The organism is Pseudomonas arvensis (assembly GCF_056688935.1).
In genome coordinates, this window is sequence record NZ_CP162038.1 from 5,964,770 (window position 1) to 5,980,377 (window position 15,608).

The window sequence follows — 15,608 nt, forward strand, 5'->3', positions numbered from 1 at the left end:
GAATTTGAGTTGGGCTGGACGGCCTCATCGGGGGCAAGTCGAGTCGTCGCACCGCCCCTCCCACAGGTGGGCGTTTCAATTCAAGGTTTGGCGAGGTCTGGGAGGTCGCCGGTCAGGCCGAGGGCTTGGCGTACAAATACCGCCTTGGCTTCGGGCATCTGGTCGACCAGCTTCAAACCGGCATTGCGCAACCAGCGCAGTGGCAGCTGGTCGGCCTGGAACAAACGCTCAAACCCTTCCATCGCCGCCATCAACGCCAGGTTGTGGGGCATGCGCCGACGCTCGTAACGGCTCAGCACTTTCACATCCGCCAGGCGCTCACCGCGTTCAGTCGCCGACAACAACACGTCGGCCAGCACCGCCGCATCCAGGAAACCCAGGTTTACGCCCTGCCCGGCCAGCGGATGGATCACGTGGGCTGCATCGCCGATCAACGCCAGGCCCTCGGCCACGTAGCGTTTGGCGTGACGTTGACGCAACGGCACACAAACCCGTGGATCGGCGCTGACCACCGTGCCCAGGCGTCCTTCAAACGCGCGCTCCAGTTCACGGCAGAAGCTTTCATCATCCAACGCCATCAGGCGTTCGGATTCAGTCGGCGTGGTCGACCAGACGATCGAACACCAGTCCTCCTGCCCATCGCGCACCAGCGGCAAGAACGCCAACGGGCCGGTATCGGTAAAGCGTTGCCAGGCCGTGCGCTGGTGCGGCTGGCTGCTGCGCACGCTGGTGACGATGGCGTTGTGCAGGTAATCCCATTCACGGGTGGCGGTGCCGGTCAGGCGACGCACCGCAGAGTTGGCACCGTCGGCGGCCACCACCAGCGGCGCACGCAAGGTGCGGCCATCGGCCAGGGTCAGCAGCCAGTCATCGCCGGAGCGGCGCATCTGCTCCAGGCGCGCATTGGCCAGCAGGCCCAGGTCGCAGTCGTGCAGGCGATCAAGCAAGGCATCCTGCACCACGCGGTTTTCGACGATGTGCCCGAGCACTTCGGCGTGCACGCTGGCGGCCGAAAAGTGGATCTGCCCGGTGCCGCTGCCGTCCCACACTTGCATCTCGCCGTAAGGGCTGGCGCGGCGCGACACAATGCCGTCCCACACGCCCAGGCGCTCAAGGATGCGCTGGCTGGCGGCCGACAAGGCGCTCACGCGGGGTTCAAAGGCCGCGTCACGGTCGAACGGCTTGACGCTCAGCGGGCTGCCATCGAGCAGCAGCACTTGCAGGCCACTGCCCTGCAACGCCAGCGCCAAGGCGCTTCCGACCATTCCGGCCCCGACAATCAGCACATCTGCGCGCATGTCCATGCTTTAAGCCTGTCTCGCTGGCGGCTTGCGCCGCACGTAAAGGATTTTGTCGACCCGCGCCACCAGGGTGCCGGAGCCGTCATGAATCTCGACCTTGAGGTGAGGCAGGTATTTCTCGCCGCCAGCGGTCTGTCGACGCACCTCGTCCAGCAAGGCCTCGTCGATGAAAAATTCGGCATACACCGGGCCTTTGCCCGGCGAAATGAAGTCGATGCTCGCGGCCTTGTCCCAGACGATGTAATTGCGGCCCAGGTTCTCCATCAACATCAGCATGTAGAACGGGTCGACCATCGAATACAGGCTACCGCCGAACTGCGTGCCGACGTAATTACGGTTGTACCAGCCCAGGCCCATGCGCACTTTGACGTGGCGAAAATCCGCGCTCATGTGCTGCACGCTGACGCCAGCGCCCAGGTATGGCGGATACAGGGTCATGACCCAACGCAGCAAGCGTGCCTTGCCCAGCCGCGCCACCAGCCACTTACGCATCGGGACGCGTGCCCAGGCCCATGGCCTGACGGGCGAACCAGCGCTTGGCCGGCGGCAACAGATCCAGGCCCAGCAGGCCCATGTTGCGGCCCAGCGCCACCAACGGTTGTGCACTGCCAAACAGGCGCGTGACCTGATCGGAGAATCCCACGGTCAGCTTCTGGTCCATACGCTGGCGCTCGCGGTAGGCCTGCAAGGTCGCCAGGTCGCCCGGCACCGCAGGTCCGGCCAGCAAGGCCTCGGCCAAGGCGCTCGCATCGCGCAGGGACAGGTTGAAGCCCTGCCCGGCAATCGGGTGCAGGCTGTGGGCGGCGTTACCGAGGATCGCCAGGTGGGAACGCACCTGTTCTTCGGCTTCCACCAGGGTCAGCGGATACAGATGGCGTGCGCCAACCTGCTTCAAGGTGCCCAGGCGATAGCCGAACACGCCCTGCAACTCACTCAGGAAACTGCGCTCGTCGAGTGCCGCCAGGCGCTGGGCGTCCATGCCGATGCGGGTCCAGACCAGCGCGCAGCGGTTGTCCGGCAGCGGCAGCAAGGCCATCGGGCCATCGTCGGTGAAGCGCTCGAAGGCTTCGCCGTTGTGGGCTTCGCTGGGCGTGATGTTGGCGATGAGCGCGCTCTGGTTATACGGACGGGTCTTCACGCCGATGCCCAATTGCTCGCGCAACCCGGAACGGCCGCCATCGGCGAGCACGGCGAGGTCGCATTCCAACACGGTTTCATCGTTGAGGGTCAGGCGATAGCCGTCGGTCAGCGGTTCCATGCGCGTGACTTCCGCCGGGCAGCGCCAACTGACCACGTCTTTGTCCAGGCCTTGCCACAGGCATTGGCCGAGCCAGGCGTTTTCCACCACATAGCCGAGGGCCGGCACGCCCTCTTCAATGGCGGACAAGCGTGCAGTAGAGAACCGGCCACGGTCAGACACGTGGATCTGCTTGATCGGCTCGGCGCGGCGGGAGATGTCCTGCCAGATGCCCAACCGCTGATAAATCTGCCGCGCACCAAACGACAGCGCCGACGACCGCGCATCGTAGCTTGGCTGGTAGCTGTCGCCCGGTGCGAAAGGTTCGATCAGCACGATCTTCCAGCCCCGCGCCTTGGCCCCGGCCTGCAACGCCAGCGCCAGGCTGGCGCCCACCAGGCCACCGCCGATAATCGCCAGGTTGACCCGGCTCATCGGGCGGCCGCCATCAACGCTTCGATCTCGGCTACGGTCTTGGGCACGCCGCCGGTCAGGATTTCACAGCCTTGCTTGGTCACTACCACGTCGTCCTCAATGCGCACGCCAATGCCACGCCATTTCTTCGCCACGGTCTGGTTGTCCGGCGAAATATAGATCCCCGGCTCCACGGTCAACGCCATGCCGACTTCCAGCACCCGCCATTCACCGCCCACCTTGTACTCGCCCACATCATGCACATCCATGCCCAGCCAGTGGCCGGCACGGTGCATATAGAAAGGCTTGTAGGCTTCGCTGGCGATCAGTTCACCAACCTCACCTTGCAGCAATCCCAGCTTCACCAGCCCGGCGGTGATGACCTGCACGGTGGCCTCATGGGCCTGGTTCCAGTGTTTGTTCGGCGCGATCTCGGCAAAGGCGGCTTCCTGGGAGGCCAGCACAATCTCGTAGATCGCTTTTTGCTCAGGTGAAAACCTGCCGTTGACCGGCCAGGTACGGGTGATGTCGCTGGCGTAGCAATCGATCTCGCAACCGGCGTCGATCAATACCAGGTCGCCGTCCTTGAGCAGCGCGTCATTCTGCTGGTAATGCAGGATGCAGCTGTTGCGCCCGGCGGCGACGATGGAGCCGTAGGCGGGCATTTTCGCGCCGCCTTTGCGGAACTCGTAATCCAGCTCGGCTTCAAGGCTGAACTCATGCAAACCGGCGCGGCTGGCCTGCATCGCCTTGACGTGGGCGGCGCAGGAAATCCGCGCAGCCTCGCGCATCACCTTCACTTCTGCCGCCGATTTATACAGGCGCATGTCGTGGAGCAGATGATCCAGGGCAACAAATTCGTTCGGCGGCTGGGCGCCCAGGTGCGCTTTAGAGCGGATCACGTTGATCCACTCCATCACGTGCCGGTCGAACTCAGCATTGCTGCCCATCGCTGAATAGACCCGGTCGCGGCCTTCGATCAGGCCGGGCAGGATGTCGTCGATATCGGTGATGGGAAACGCATCGTCAGCGCCAAATTCGCGAATTGCGCCTTCGGTGCCGGCGCGCAGGCCGTCCCACAGTTCGCGCTCGGCGTTGCGTTCGCGGCAGAACAGCACGTATTCGCCATGCTGGCGACCGGGCATCAGCACGATCACCGCTTCCGGTTCGGGGAAGCCGCTCAGGTACTGAAAGTCGCTGTCCTGGCGGTAGACGTGCTCGACATCACGATTGCGGATGGCCACGGCGGCGGCCGGCAGGATCGCGATGCTGTTGGGTTCCATCTGCGCCATGAGCGCCTTGCGGCGGCGGGTGTATTCCGCTTTGGGGATATGGATCATGGGCAGATGGACTTCCTTTCTTAGTGCGGCGAAGGCCTTAGTGCAACGACGGTTTAAGAGCGGCGGGTTCAGCGGACTTTCGGGTCTCGGTGAACAGCAGCAACGGCGCGACGCGCAGGTATTCCATGACTTCCATGTAGTCGCCTTCGCCGTCTTCGGATTCTTCCAGCGCGTCTTGCACTTGGGAGATCGCGGCGAGGTCCTGCAGCACTTCCTTGGCGTCGGTGCTCAGCTCCAGGCCGCCGGCGTTGACGCCGAAACCGTGGAGGAAGCCCTGGCACCATTGGCCCAGTGCGGCGGCGCGTTCGGTAAGCGACGCGTCGTCGGTCGGCAGCAGCAGGACCACGGTGACGTCATCACCGGTCAGCTCGCCCTTGACCATCTCTTGCAGGCCGATCAGCGCGTTGCGCACGTTGTCGGTCGGTTCGGTTTCCAGCAGCTCGGCCACGTCAGCCAGCCAGTTGTCGGCATCAAAGCCAACGCCAGTGCAGCTGCGGCCCAACAACACGCCGTGCAGTTCGGCAGGCGAGCAAGGGTGGCCGCTGGTGCTCAACAGTGTGGAAAAAGCGTCGTACGGGGAGTTCTTAATGGGCATGGTGAGCTAGGCGCCAGACGGCGCAATGTCTAGAATGGAGCGCTGTATCCTAGCACCGGCAGACGTACCAAGACTATCAAGGGCGTCAGATCGTTTATCCTGCAGTTGCCATTCATCAGACAAAATCCAGTGGAACCCAATGGAAGACACCGACCTGCAAGCGCTGATGGCCAGACTCGAATTGCTAATTACTCGGGTCGAGCAACTTAAGAGTCAAAACGGACTCCTATTAGCTCAGGAAAAGACCTGGCGCGAGGAACGCGCTCACCTCATTGAAAAAAACGAAATCGCCCGGCGTAAGGTCGAATCGATGATTTCGCGCCTGAAGGCCCTGGAGCAAGACTCATGAGTTCAAGCAATAGCGTCACCGTGCAGATCCTCGACAAAGAATATTCGATCATCTGCCCCCAGGAAGAGCGCAATAACCTGGTGAGCGCCGCCCGCTACCTGGATGGCAAGATGCGTGAAATCCGCAGCAGCGGCAAAGTGATCGGCGCCGATCGTATCGCCGTGATGGCCGCGCTGAACATTACCCACGATCTGCTGCATAAGCAGGAACGCCCTGACGTACAGGCCAGCGGCTCGACCCGCGAGCAGGTGCGTGACCTGCTTGAACGTGTCGACCTGGTGCTTTCCAGCGACACAGAGCAACCCAAGGGCTGATCCCCGCGACTGTTTAAGGTATACTCGCCCCACTCCCTGGCGTGCTTGCCAGTCGGCGATGTCCCGGAGCCGATTCGCACTACCCTGGAAGTTGCACGTTGGGCTGGTGTGCATGTCCGCTAGACGGAAAGCCTTAAAGCCTACTGCTTCTTCCACCTTGAACTTTCGGGTTCAAGGGCTTAGTCGACAGCGGTTCTGTCGGGGAGCCTGAATTCCCAAACTCAATGCCAGTCCCCGGACTGGCATTGTTTTATGAGCCGAAAACCCATGACCGAACCTGCGCCGCTTTCCCGTCCGCAACTTCGACGCATGTTGCGCAAAGCCCGCCGCGCCCTGACGCCGAGCGAGCAGCGCCAAGCCGCCCACGGCCTGTATCGGCAACTGGCACAGCACCCGCTGTTTCGCCGAGCCAAACATATTTCCTTATATCTACCAACGGACGGTGAAATCGATCCGCGCCTGCTGCTGCGTGCCGCTCAGCGCCGGGGCAAGGCCACTTACCTGCCGGTGCTCAGCGCCTGGCCGCGCACCAAGATGGTGTTCCAGCGCGTGAAGCCTGGGGAAAAGCTGCGGCCCAACCGCTTTCGGATCCTGGAGCCACGAGTCAACGCCAAGCGCCAGCGCAAGGTGTGGGCGCTGGACCTGGTGTTGCTGCCGTTGGTGGGGTTCGATGACGCCGGCGGTCGCCTGGGCATGGGCGGCGGTTTCTACGACCGCAGCCTGGCGTATCTGGCGCGCCGCCAAAACTGGCGCAAGCCGACGCTGCTGGGCCTGGCCCATGAATGTCAGAAGGTTGATCGATTGGCACAAGCCAGTTGGGATGTGCCATTGGCTGGCACCGTCACGGATAAGCAGTGGTATGTCGCAAAAACGCCGCTTGAAGCAGCGGCGTCTTGAAGAAGGGTTAACGCTTGAACGGTTGCGGCTGCTGTTGAGCCAGTTCAACGGGAGCATCGGTCTTGTTCGACCACAAGCTTTGGGCATACCCGGTGGTCACGACGCCCAGACCAAACAAAATCACCAAAATCCATAGTAAATCCGGTTTACGTTGCATCGATTGCCCCCCTTCAGGCACCTCGTACACGATGACAACAACGTTCCAAAGTAGTCCGTTGCAGCGGCGTCAAGCTTAAAGGCCGGCATTTTGCGGTAACGTGAACCAACACGCAAACCTTGGCGCCAACCGACTGTCGGTTTGTCATCAAATTGCCTGACAACTTGCCCACTGCCTTTTTCAGGAGCCCAAAAATGGCCTACTGGCTGATGAAATCCGAGCCCGACGAACTGTCCATCAAAGGCCTGGAAAAGCTCGGCGAAACGCGCTGGGACGGCGTGCGCAATTACCAGGCGCGCAATTTCCTGCGCGCCATGGCCGTCGGCGATGAGTTTTTCTTCTACCACTCCAGTTGCCCCGAGCCAGGCATCGCCGGTATCGGCAAGATTGTCGAGGCGGCCTATCCGGACCCGACCGCGCTGGAGCCGGACAGCCACTATTTCGACGCCAAGGCCACCTCGGAGAAAAACCCGTGGACGGCGATCAACGTCGCGCACGTCCGGACTTTTCCAAAGGTGCTGGGCCTGGGCTACCTGAAACAGCAGACCGCCCTCGCCGAGTTGCCGCTGGTGCAAAAGGGCAGCCGGTTGTCGGTGATGCCAGTCACCGCTGAACAATGGGCCGCGGTACTGGCACTGCACTGAAACTTCGAAACAAGCGCAGACACACCTGTCCGAACGGCTAGTCGTCGCGGGGCCTTGGGTTTGGCAAAATCGTCGATCCCTTTTATCAAGGAGGAAGGCCTCGTGACTCGCGCCCCCTACCTGCCTGCTATCGACGGCCTGCGTGCCATCGCCGTGCTCAGCGTGATCATCTACCACATGGATTACGTCGACCTGCTGCCGGGTGGTTTCACCGGCGTGGACATGTTTTTCGTGATTTCCGGGTACGTGATCAGCCAGTCGCTGTGGGACCGTCGCGAACTGGGCCTGGGTGCCTACCTGAAAGATTTTTACCGACGCCGCTTGCTGCGCATCCTGCCCGCGCTGCTGGTAATGCTCAGTGTGAGCGTGGTGCTGTCGGCGATGTTCATGCCACAGTTCTGGCTCAGCGAAATGATCAACAGCACGGGCCAGGCGGCTTTTTTTGGCTTGAGCAACTTCGTGCTGGCGTGGAGCACCGACACCTACTTTTCACCCGGCGCCGAACTCAACCCCTACCTGCACACCTGGTCATTGGGGGTAGAAGAACAGTTCTACGTGATCTTCCCCGCGCTGTTCTTTATATGGCTGCGCTGCCGGCAAGGCGTAGCAATCATTTGGGGACTGCTGCCGCTGATGGCCGTTGCGTCGCTGATTATCGGCGCCTACCAGGTGAATACCGAGCCGCTGTCAGCGTTTTACCTGCTGCCAGGGCGCTTCTGGGAGCTTGCCGCCGGAGCAATCCTGTTCCAACTGATAGGCACGGCGCCTCGCATGAATCAATGGGCGCCGGCCATGCTCACGGTTGGCATGGGGCTGCTCATCATTGGTTTTGTGTTCGCCAACCCGAATCAATTCCCCTTTCCCTGGGCGATAGTGACTGTGGCCGGTTCATTGCTCATGATCGCCGGCATCGTGTTACAGGCCGATCAACCAGCCGGCGCGCTGCAACGTCTGTTGCAAAGCGGGTTAGCGACTTACATCGGTCGACTGTCTTATTCGCTTTACCTGTGGCATTGGCCGCTCCTCGTGTTCCTGCGCTGGACCGTCGGGCTTGAGCTGTCAGCGGTTCAACTGCTTTACCCCGTACTGGTACTCGCACTCGCGGCCGCCTCTTACCACTGTATCGAAGCACCGATCCGCAGCGGCCGCTGCGCGCTGCAACGCAAGGCCTGGCTCACGTTTACCGGCGGGGCGGCCGTCACCGGGCTGCTGTGGCTCGGCGCGCAATGGGTGTCGTTGAACCCGTCGACCCTGTCACTCAGCCAGACTCGCGATACCTACACCTGGTATGCCTACAAACATTACCCCCAGGAAGACTTTGAAACCGTCGACGACCCGCGCCTGAAGGGACGTACGTTGTTTGTTATCGGAGATTCCCATACGGCGGCATACCGCACCCTGTTGAAGCTGGTCTCGCTCAAGCTCGGCGTCACGGTGGTGGAATATGAAATGGGCGGTTGCGGTGTCGTCAGCCTTATCGGCCCCGACCCTGCGCACTGTTCAGCTTCGCGCGAAGCCCAACTCCAGCAGATCGAAGCACGCGCCAAGCCGGGAGACGTGGTGTTCCTGGCCTCGCTGCGCATGCCGGAACTCACCGGACGTGAGTGGCGCGAGGGTGAAACAAAACTGGTCGATGACGCATTGAGCGAACTGAGCGCCGAGAACATCGACGCCGCACGAGCGTCCGCCGACAAGGTGCTGAGCCGATTGCAGGCGGCACGGCTCACTGTGCTGATTGACGCCCCCAAACCGCTGTTCAAAGCCGCGCCCAATCGTTGCTCGGACTGGTTCAACCGCATGAACCCGGTGTGCGCGCCAGGCCTGACCCTGCAGCGCGAGCAACTGGAACGCCTGCGTGCACCGCAAATGAAGCTCCTCAAGCAACTGACGGCGGCCTATCCGGGCCTGAGGGTGTGGGACCCACTGCCGCCGCTATGCCCAGGCTCCACCTGCTCAGCCTATGACGACGATGCCAAGCCGCTGTTTTTCGACTCCAACCACCTCAGCGGGCACGGCAACCGTGTCCTGGAACCCGCATTCACTGAAGCCCTGCTGAAGCTATGGGAAGTGCCGCCTACTGAATGATCAGGTTGTTGAACAACAGATCTTCGACCACCGGTTTGCCGGTCTCGTCGTTCATCACTTGCTGGGTTTGTTTCAGGGCTTCCTGGCGCAGTTTCTCCTTGCCCTCAACGGTGCTCATGGTCTCGTTGGTCTGCTGGGTAAACAGCGCCACCAACTGGTTACGAATCAACGCGTCGTTGGCTTTGACCGCTGCGGCGGCTTCGGTGCCGGTCACGCGCAGGGCGATATCAGCCTTGAACACCTTGAGCTTCGCCGTACCGTCCAGGCCGTAGTTACCCACGAACGGCGGGCTCAGGCTGATATAGCTGACCTTCGGCGCCTCGCCTTCTTTGGCTTCTTCGGCCTGGGCTGCCATGGGCAAGGTCAGGGCTAGCATCAACAGGATCCACGCTTTCACAGTTCATTCCTCAAATTCGGTGCCGAGTAGCATAACGCTAGTAAGGCTGAGCACAAGCTTATGGCGACTTATCAGGGCCGGGCATGCTCGTTGACCCACGGGCCTACCCTCCTACACTTATCGGCCACGACACCAAAAGGAATAGCCCGATGAAAGCTGTGCTGTGCAAAGCCTTCGGCCCCGCCGAAACCCTGGTGCTGGAAGAAATCGCCAGCCCGGCGATCAAGAAGAACGAAATCCTGTTGGAGGTGCATGCGGCGGGGGTGAATTTCCCGGACACCTTGATCATCGAGGGCAAGTACCAGTTCAAGCCGCCCTTTCCGTTTTCGCCGGGTGGCGAGGCGGCCGGCGTGGTCAGCGAAGTGGGTGAGAAAGTCAGCCATTTGAAAGTCGGCGACCGGGTCATGGCCCTCACCGGCTGGGGCAGCTTTGCCGAGCAGGTCGCGGTGCCGGGCTATAACGTGCTGCCGATCCCGCCAAGCATGGACTTCAACACCGCCGCCGCCTTCAGCATGACCTACGGCACCTCGATGCATGCGCTTAAACAACGCGCCAACCTGCAACCTGGCGAAACCTTGCTGGTGCTCGGCGCGTCCGGCGGTGTAGGCCTGGCCGCCGTGGAAATCGGCAAGGCCATGGGCGCCCGCGTAATCGCCGCCGCCAGCAGTGCCGACAAACTTGCCGTGGCCAAGGCCGCCGGCGCCGATGAGCTGATCAACTACAGCGAAACCAGCCTGAAGGATGAGATCAAGCGCCTCACCGACGGCAACGGCGCCGATGTGATCTACGACCCGGTGGGCGGCGACCTGTTTGACCAGGCCATCCGCGCCATCGCCTGGAACGGCCGCTTGCTGGTGGTGGGTTTTGCCAGCGGGCGCATTCCAGAGCTGCCGGTGAACCTGGCGCTGCTCAAGGGCGCGGCGGTAGTCGGGGTGTTCTGGGGCTCTTTTGCCCAGCGCCAGCCGCAGGATAATGCGGCGAACTTCCAGCAATTGTTCACCTGGTATGGCGAGGGCAAGCTCAAGCCACTGGTGTCGCAGGTGTATCCGCTCGAACAGGCCGCCCAGGCGATCAATGACCTCGGCCAGCGCCGGGCGGTAGGCAAGGTCGTCGTCCAGACCCGCTGACCGACCTGCAATGCAATCAAATGTGGGAGGGGGCTTGCCCCCGATTGCAGTGGATCAGTTGACACATCTGTTGACTGAATCACCGCTATCGGGGGCAAGCCCCCTCCCACATTTAGATCTCCACCCGCCTCAGAAACCGTTTGCGACCACCACTTATCTATTCGCGACATGTTCGTAAGAGAACATGCACTTGCGCTCATTTCCCGTGTTTGCCGCCAAGATGCAATGCTATTTTCGGTAACGAAACTGTAACATTCGCATCCGCAGTCAAAACAAGAAATTTGGAGCTCTTGAATGTTTGCTTTCTTTCGTCCTGCCGCGCACCAGGCACCCCTGCCTGAAGAAAAAATAGACAGTACCTACCGACGACTGCGCTGGCAGATCTTCGCCGGTATTTTCTTTGGTTACGCCGGTTATTACCTGCTGCGTAAAAACTTCTCCCTGGCCATGCCTTATCTGATCGACGAGGGTTACACCCGCGGTCAACTGGGCCTGGCAATGTCGGCCATTGCGATTGCCTACGGCCTGTCCAAGTTCCTCATGGGCCTGGTGTCCGACCGTTCCAACCCTCGCTACTTCCTGCCTTTCGGTCTACTGGTGTCGGCAGGCGTGATGTTCATTTTCGGTTTCGCGCCCTGGGCAACGTCCAGCGTGACCATGATGTTCATTCTGCTGTTCATCAACGGCTGGGCCCAGGGCATGGGCTGGCCGCCAAGTGGGCGGACCATGGTGCACTGGTGGTCGCAGAAAGAACGCGGCGGCGTGGTTTCGGTGTGGAACGTGGCGCACAACGTCGGCGGCGGCCTGATCGGCCCGTTGTTCCTGCTGGGCATGGCCTTGTTCAACGACTGGCACGCTGCCTTCTACGTGCCGGCCACTGTGGCCTTGGCGGTAGCGGCCTTTGCCTTCATCACCATGCGCGATACCCCGCAATCGGTCGGCCTGCCGCCCATCGAGAAGTACAAGAACGACTACCCGGAAGGCTACGACGCCAGCCATGAAGAAGAATTCAGCGCCAAGGAAATCTTCGTCAAATACGTGCTGCGCAACAAAATGCTGTGGTACATCGCCTTCGCCAACGTGTTCGTTTACCTGCTGCGCTACGGCGTGCTGGACTGGGCGCCGACCTACCTGAAGGAAGCCAAGCACTTCGACGTGGATAAAACGTCCTGGGCGTACTTCTTCTACGAGTGGGCAGGCATTCCAGGCACGCTGTTGTGCGGCTGGATGTCGGACAAGATCTTCCGTGGCAACCGTGGCCTGACGGGCGTGGTGTTCATGGCACTGGTGACCGTGGCAACCCTGGTTTACTGGCTCAATCCGCCGGGCAACCCGATGGTCGACATGATTGCGCTGTTCTCCATCGGCTTCCTGATCTATGGCCCGGTGATGCTGATCGGCCTGCAGGCGCTGGAACTGGCCCCGAAGAAAGCCGCCGGTACGGCTGCGGGCTTCACCGGTCTGTTCGGTTACCTGGGTGGTTCGGTGGCCGCGAGTGCGGCGATGGGCTACACCGTGGACCACTTCGGCTGGGACGGTGGTTTCGTACTGCTGATCGGCGCGTGCCTGCTGGCGATCGCATTCCTGATCCCAACGCTGTGGCACACCAACAGCGTCAGCTCGGCGCGTTAATCGCCTGAGCAACCCTTTGCACACCGCTTGAGCCGCGCCTCCAGATTCTTATCTGGCATGGCGTGGCTACGCAGGGCGTTCACGGTCTGCTCGACATAATCGCGCGTAGTGCCGTAACGCCCGCAAGCGCTTTGCAACACGTGATTAAGGATGACGTCGGGTAAATTGCCTGCGTAACTGGGCAAATGCCGTTCCAATACAAACCCCAATGCCTGCACCTGACTGCCATCTTCCAGACGGCAGCTGAGCCAGTGTGGCCGGTACGACGGGTATGGCATCTCGCGCTGCCACAAGGCGTAAAGCGAGGCCTCCAGCTGATCCTCCGGCAAGCGGTAGGCGAACCCGCTGCACGAGCCACCGCGATCCAGCCCAAACACCAACCCCGGCGTTTCCGGCGTACCCCGATGCTCGTGGGACCACAGATACAGGCCCCGGTGATAACCGTGGACCCGTGCCCGCAGCCGCTCGGCGGACGAGCACTCAGGACGCCAGATCAGCGAACCGTACGCAAATAACCAGACCGGCCCACCCTTGTGCCGGCCCATGGTGGCCTGCATCGAGCTCATCAACTGTTCGTGAGTGAGTTGCGGCCCCAGATCGAGCCGCGGAGGGTAAGCCAATTGCTGAAGATCGGTTTCAATGGCGGTCATGGCGAAAAGCGGTACGCCTCCTGTGTGTTACCAGTTGTAAGCAACTTTACCGTAATAAAACGCGCCGCTGTAACCGTACGGCGAAAAAGTGCTATAGGCCAAATTGCCACCGCTGCTGGCGAAGGCGTTGACCTTCTCCGGGTATTTATCGGTGACGTTGTCGCCGCCCAGGGTGAAGGTCCAGTTCTTCAACTTGTAGTCGGCCGACAAATCCAGCACCCAGGCTGCCTTGAAGGTCTGGTCGTTGACCTTGTCCGCCTGGTAGCTGGTGAATTCACCATAGCGCACCAGATTGCTGTGCAGTGCCCAATTACCGAACGTGAAGTCGTTACCCAGACTCAGCTTGTGCTGGGGCGTGGTATCGCCGAGCAAACCGATGCGCTCGCGGCGGTCCACACGCACCAGGTTCGCACCAAGGCTGTCGAGGATGGCCGGGTTGGGTTTCACATCGGTCACTTTGGTGTGGTTGTAGTTGTAGCCTACGGTGCTGTTCCAGCGCACGCCGCTGTCGAACAGGTAGCGATAGTTGGCCACCAGGTCAACGCCATCGGTGCTGGTGTCGGTGGCGTTGGTGAAGTAGCGGGCGGTGGTGTAGTCGATGTTGCCCACGCCGTTGGCCTGCAGATAGGCCCGCGTCGCCGCGTTTATGCCAAGGTTGGAGGACAGGCTGATACGGTCACGGATGTCGATGCGGTACACATCCACCGTCACCGTCAGGTCATCGGCCGGCTCAAGCACCAGGCCCAGGCTGTAGTTGCGCGACTTCTCGGCCTTGAGGTCCTCGGCGCCGAGCAAGCGCGCCACCTGGCTGTTGGCCGGGAAGGTGCCGGCTTCCTGGATGGTACTGCCGATCAATTGCGACGAGGTGTAGGCAAAGTTCTGCTGCGCCAGGGAGGGCGCGCGGAAACCGTTGGAAACACTGCCGCGCAAGGCCACTTGCGGAGTGAAGTCATAGCGGGCTGACAGCGAGCCGCTGACATTGGAGCCGAAATCACTGTAATCCTCATGACGCACGGCGGCCGAGGCGCTGAGTTTTTCGGTGAAGTTGGTTTCCAGGTCCAGGTACTGAGCCCAATTGTGACGCGAGCTGGTGCCGGCATCGGCATCCCGGAAACCGCCCAGCCCGGAGCTGCCGCTCTGGAAGTAGGATGCCGGCTCGCCGGCTTCGATTTCATAGCCCTGGTGCAGGTATTCGCCACCAAACGCCACGGACACCGGGTACGGCAGCCAAACCACATCAAACTCACGGGACAGGTCCAGGCTGACTTGTTTCTGGTCGTTACTCAGGGTGCCGTTGTCGAACTTGCGCGGCGTGGCCAGGCCCAGGGAGGTGTTGATGGTTTCGGTGCTGAGTGCGTACTGGTTCTTGCCGTAGTTGGCCGACAAGTCGTAATGCCAGTCGTAGGCCAGCAAGCCGCGCAAGCCCACCACCAGCGAGGTGTCTTCGAGGTTGCCCTTGATCAACGGCAGGTAACCGTTGGGGTTGAGCGCAGGGATATTGTTGGCCGCATTGCTCGCCCGGTAGAACGCCGCTGTCTCGCCGCGCCGCTTGCTGTAGCCGCCGAAGGTGTAGAACTCGGCCGAGTCGTTGAAGGAATATTCGGAGTTGAACTGGAACTTGCCTTCATTGGTAGCCGGCTCGCCCTGACGGAAAACACGCTGGCCGTAGGTGGTAGAACCGACACTGCCCGCACGGTAGTCATCGCCGGCGCGGTTGGTGTAATCGTTGTCGGCGCCTTCGGCAGAGAGGTTGATAAAGCCGTTGTCGCCCAATGCCAGGCCGGTGTTGCCGCTGACGTTACGCTGGATACCGTCGCCCTTCTTGTATTCGCCGAACTTGGTGGAGATCGAGCCGCCGTGGTCGGCGTGCTTGAGGATCACGTTGATCACCCCGGCAATCGCATCCGAGCCGTAGCGCGCCGAGGCACCGTCGCGCAGCACTTCGATATGGTCCACCGCCGACAGCGGGATCGCATTCAGGTCCGCCGGCGCCGAGCCACGCCCCACCGCACCGCCCAGATTGACGAAGGCACTGGTGTGGCGGCGCTTGCCGTTGACCAGCACCAGCACCTGATCGGGTGACAGGCCACGCAATTGCGCAGGTCGCACCAGCTCGGCGCCATCCACCAGGCTTGGGCGCGGGAAATTGATGGATGGAATCAGGCGCGCCAGCACCGCGCCCAGCTCATCGGAGCCGGTGCTGCGCAGGCTTTCGCCGGAGATCACATCAATGGGTGACAGCGACGCACTGGCCGTGCGCTCCTGAGCACGGGTGCCGGTGACGATTACCGTGTCGAGTCTGGGTGCATCGGTGGCGGACGTTTCGGCCGCAAAGACTGGATTGAAACCCACAGCGGTCAGCAAATTGGCCGACAAAATCGCCATGTACAGCGCGTGTTTGTTGTAGCTCCCCATACCGCTCCCCTTGGAATCAAGACCCGGCGCTTCAATGCGCTGAGTGCGTACGAT

16 protein-coding genes and 1 other RNA gene are annotated in these 15,608 nt (G+C 61.4%); 8 read left to right on the forward strand and 9 right to left on the reverse strand.

What is annotated here, in order from left to right; genetic code table 11:
* Nucleotides 1–80: 80 nt before the first annotated feature.
* The 5 genes from AB3G88_RS27220 to AB3G88_RS27240 are packed head-to-tail and all read right to left on the reverse strand — an operon-like array spanning nucleotide 81 to nucleotide 4,887.
* Nucleotides 81–1,298, reverse strand: a complete 1,218-nt coding sequence (locus tag AB3G88_RS27220) for a 2-octaprenyl-3-methyl-6-methoxy-1,4-benzoquinol hydroxylase (protein ID WP_177411585.1) — start codon at nucleotides 1,296–1,298, stop codon at nucleotides 81–83.
* Nucleotides 1,299–1,307: 9 nt separating this feature from the next.
* A complete protein-coding gene (locus AB3G88_RS27225; protein ID WP_480452476.1) occupies nucleotides 1,308–1,793 on the reverse strand; it encodes a DUF4442 domain-containing protein in 486 nt (161 codons plus the stop codon).
* Entirely contained in the window at nucleotides 1,786–2,973 is a 1,188-nt protein-coding gene (gene ubiH, locus AB3G88_RS27230) for a 2-octaprenyl-6-methoxyphenyl hydroxylase (RefSeq protein WP_480452478.1), read from the reverse strand. Before ubiH ends, AB3G88_RS27225 begins: the two co-directional genes overlap by 8 nt.
* Nucleotides 2,970–4,292, reverse strand: coding sequence for a Xaa-Pro aminopeptidase (gene pepP, locus AB3G88_RS27235; RefSeq protein WP_099585932.1), 1,323 nt, complete (start codon nucleotides 4,290–4,292; stop codon nucleotides 2,970–2,972). Before pepP ends, ubiH begins: the two co-directional genes overlap by 4 nt.
* A 37-nt stretch (nucleotides 4,293–4,329) precedes the next feature.
* Nucleotides 4,330–4,887 carry a YecA/YgfB family protein gene (locus AB3G88_RS27240; RefSeq protein WP_480452480.1) on the reverse strand — a complete coding sequence of 186 codons (558 nt, stop codon included), beginning with the start codon at nucleotides 4,885–4,887 and terminating at the stop codon, nucleotides 4,330–4,332.
* Between the two features lie 139 nt (nucleotides 4,888–5,026).
* Here AB3G88_RS27240 and AB3G88_RS27245 point away from each other — a divergent pair, with 139 nt between their 5' ends.
* The 4 genes from AB3G88_RS27245 to AB3G88_RS27260 all read left to right on the forward strand — a co-directional run bounded on the left by AB3G88_RS27245 (nucleotide 5,027) and on the right by AB3G88_RS27260 (nucleotide 6,447).
* The gene (locus AB3G88_RS27245) at nucleotides 5,027–5,236 is read left to right on the forward strand and encodes a TIGR02449 family protein (protein ID WP_007982902.1); all 210 of its coding nucleotides are present in this window, start codon (nucleotides 5,027–5,029) and stop codon (nucleotides 5,234–5,236) included.
* Nucleotides 5,233–5,550 (forward strand): cell division protein ZapA, encoded by a 318-nt coding sequence (locus tag AB3G88_RS27250; RefSeq protein WP_027608375.1) that lies wholly within the window; start codon nucleotides 5,233–5,235, stop codon nucleotides 5,548–5,550. Before AB3G88_RS27245 ends, AB3G88_RS27250 begins: the two co-directional genes overlap by 4 nt.
* 30 nt (nucleotides 5,551–5,580) lie before the next feature.
* Nucleotides 5,581–5,759, forward strand: a non-coding RNA gene (ssrS, locus tag AB3G88_RS27255) — 6S RNA.
* 58 nt (nucleotides 5,760–5,817) lie between these two features.
* Complete coding sequence (locus tag AB3G88_RS27260; RefSeq protein ID WP_112192716.1) at nucleotides 5,818–6,447, forward strand: 5-formyltetrahydrofolate cyclo-ligase; 630 nt, start codon at nucleotides 5,818–5,820, stop codon at nucleotides 6,445–6,447.
* Nucleotides 6,448–6,454: 7 nt separating this feature from the next.
* Here the strand turns inward: AB3G88_RS27260 and AB3G88_RS27265 are convergent, their stop codons facing one another.
* Entirely contained in the window at nucleotides 6,455–6,604 is a 150-nt protein-coding gene (locus AB3G88_RS27265) for a hypothetical protein (protein ID WP_010207387.1), read from the reverse strand.
* A 194-nt stretch (nucleotides 6,605–6,798) separates the two neighbouring features.
* Here AB3G88_RS27265 and AB3G88_RS27270 point away from each other — a divergent pair, with 194 nt between their 5' ends.
* Entirely contained in the window at nucleotides 6,799–7,248 is a 450-nt protein-coding gene (locus AB3G88_RS27270; RefSeq protein WP_480452482.1) for an EVE domain-containing protein, read from the forward strand.
* A 102-nt stretch (nucleotides 7,249–7,350) separates the two neighbouring features.
* Entirely contained in the window at nucleotides 7,351–9,333 is a 1,983-nt protein-coding gene (locus AB3G88_RS27275) for an acyltransferase family protein (RefSeq protein WP_480452484.1), read from the forward strand.
* On the opposite strand, the gene AB3G88_RS27280 is transcribed toward AB3G88_RS27275, so the two are convergent.
* The gene (locus AB3G88_RS27280; RefSeq protein WP_099585937.1) at nucleotides 9,323–9,730 is read right to left on the reverse strand and encodes a flagellar basal body-associated protein FliL; all 408 of its coding nucleotides are present in this window, start codon (nucleotides 9,728–9,730) and stop codon (nucleotides 9,323–9,325) included. The two genes, AB3G88_RS27275 and AB3G88_RS27280, sit on opposite strands and share 11 nt — an antisense overlap.
* A gap of 149 nt (nucleotides 9,731–9,879) precedes the next feature.
* Between AB3G88_RS27280 and AB3G88_RS27285 the strand changes: the two genes are divergently transcribed.
* Both AB3G88_RS27285 and glpT read left to right on the forward strand, forming a co-directional pair.
* Nucleotides 9,880–10,857, forward strand: coding sequence for an NADPH:quinone oxidoreductase family protein (locus AB3G88_RS27285; protein WP_480452486.1), 978 nt, complete (start codon nucleotides 9,880–9,882; stop codon nucleotides 10,855–10,857).
* Nucleotides 10,858–11,151: 294 nt separating this feature from the next.
* Nucleotides 11,152–12,489 carry a glycerol-3-phosphate transporter gene (gene glpT / locus AB3G88_RS27290; protein ID WP_191946732.1) on the forward strand — a complete coding sequence of 446 codons (1,338 nt, stop codon included), beginning with the start codon at nucleotides 11,152–11,154 and terminating at the stop codon, nucleotides 12,487–12,489.
* On the opposite strand, the gene AB3G88_RS27295 is transcribed toward glpT, so the two are convergent.
* Together AB3G88_RS27295 and AB3G88_RS27300 are read right to left on the reverse strand one after the other, a co-directional pair.
* Nucleotides 12,486–13,139 carry a gamma-glutamylcyclotransferase gene (locus tag AB3G88_RS27295; protein ID WP_099585940.1) on the reverse strand — a complete coding sequence of 218 codons (654 nt, stop codon included), beginning with the start codon at nucleotides 13,137–13,139 and terminating at the stop codon, nucleotides 12,486–12,488. The two genes, glpT and AB3G88_RS27295, sit on opposite strands and share 4 nt — an antisense overlap.
* A 27-nt stretch (nucleotides 13,140–13,166) precedes the next feature.
* Nucleotides 13,167–15,554 carry a TonB-dependent receptor plug domain-containing protein gene (locus tag AB3G88_RS27300; RefSeq protein WP_480452488.1) on the reverse strand — a complete coding sequence of 796 codons (2,388 nt, stop codon included), beginning with the start codon at nucleotides 15,552–15,554 and terminating at the stop codon, nucleotides 13,167–13,169.
* Nucleotides 15,555–15,608: the final 54 nt, after the last annotated feature.

Bases quoted from the DNA above. Each gene is read 5' to 3' on its own strand.
- AB3G88_RS27220 (WP_177411585.1), bottom strand. From the start codon at position 1,298: ATGCGCGCAGATGTGCTGATTGTCGGGGCCGGAATGGTCGGAAGCGCC.
- AB3G88_RS27225 (WP_480452476.1), bottom strand. From the start codon at position 1,793: ATGCGTAAGTGGCTGGTGGCGCGGCTGGGCAAGGCACGCTTGCTGCGT.
- ubiH (WP_480452478.1), bottom strand. From the start codon at position 2,973: ATGAGCCGGGTCAACCTGGCGATTATCGGCGGTGGCCTGGTGGGCGCC.
- pepP (WP_099585932.1), bottom strand. From the start codon at position 4,292: ATGATCCATATCCCCAAAGCGGAATACACCCGCCGCCGCAAGGCGCTC.
- AB3G88_RS27240 (WP_480452480.1), bottom strand. From the start codon at position 4,887: ATGCCCATTAAGAACTCCCCGTACGACGCTTTTTCCACACTGTTGAGC.
- AB3G88_RS27245 (WP_007982902.1), top strand. From the start codon at position 5,027: ATGGAAGACACCGACCTGCAAGCGCTGATGGCCAGACTCGAATTGCTA.
- AB3G88_RS27250 (WP_027608375.1), top strand. From the start codon at position 5,233: ATGAGTTCAAGCAATAGCGTCACCGTGCAGATCCTCGACAAAGAATAT.
- AB3G88_RS27260 (WP_112192716.1), top strand. From the start codon at position 5,818: ATGACCGAACCTGCGCCGCTTTCCCGTCCGCAACTTCGACGCATGTTG.
- AB3G88_RS27265 (WP_010207387.1), bottom strand. From the start codon at position 6,604: ATGCAACGTAAACCGGATTTACTATGGATTTTGGTGATTTTGTTTGGT.
- AB3G88_RS27270 (WP_480452482.1), top strand. From the start codon at position 6,799: ATGGCCTACTGGCTGATGAAATCCGAGCCCGACGAACTGTCCATCAAA.
- AB3G88_RS27285 (WP_480452486.1), top strand. From the start codon at position 9,880: ATGAAAGCTGTGCTGTGCAAAGCCTTCGGCCCCGCCGAAACCCTGGTG.
- glpT (WP_191946732.1), top strand. From the start codon at position 11,152: ATGTTTGCTTTCTTTCGTCCTGCCGCGCACCAGGCACCCCTGCCTGAA.
- AB3G88_RS27295 (WP_099585940.1), bottom strand. From the start codon at position 13,139: ATGACCGCCATTGAAACCGATCTTCAGCAATTGGCTTACCCTCCGCGG.
- AB3G88_RS27300 (WP_480452488.1), bottom strand. From the start codon at position 15,554: ATGGGGAGCTACAACAAACACGCGCTGTACATGGCGATTTTGTCGGCC.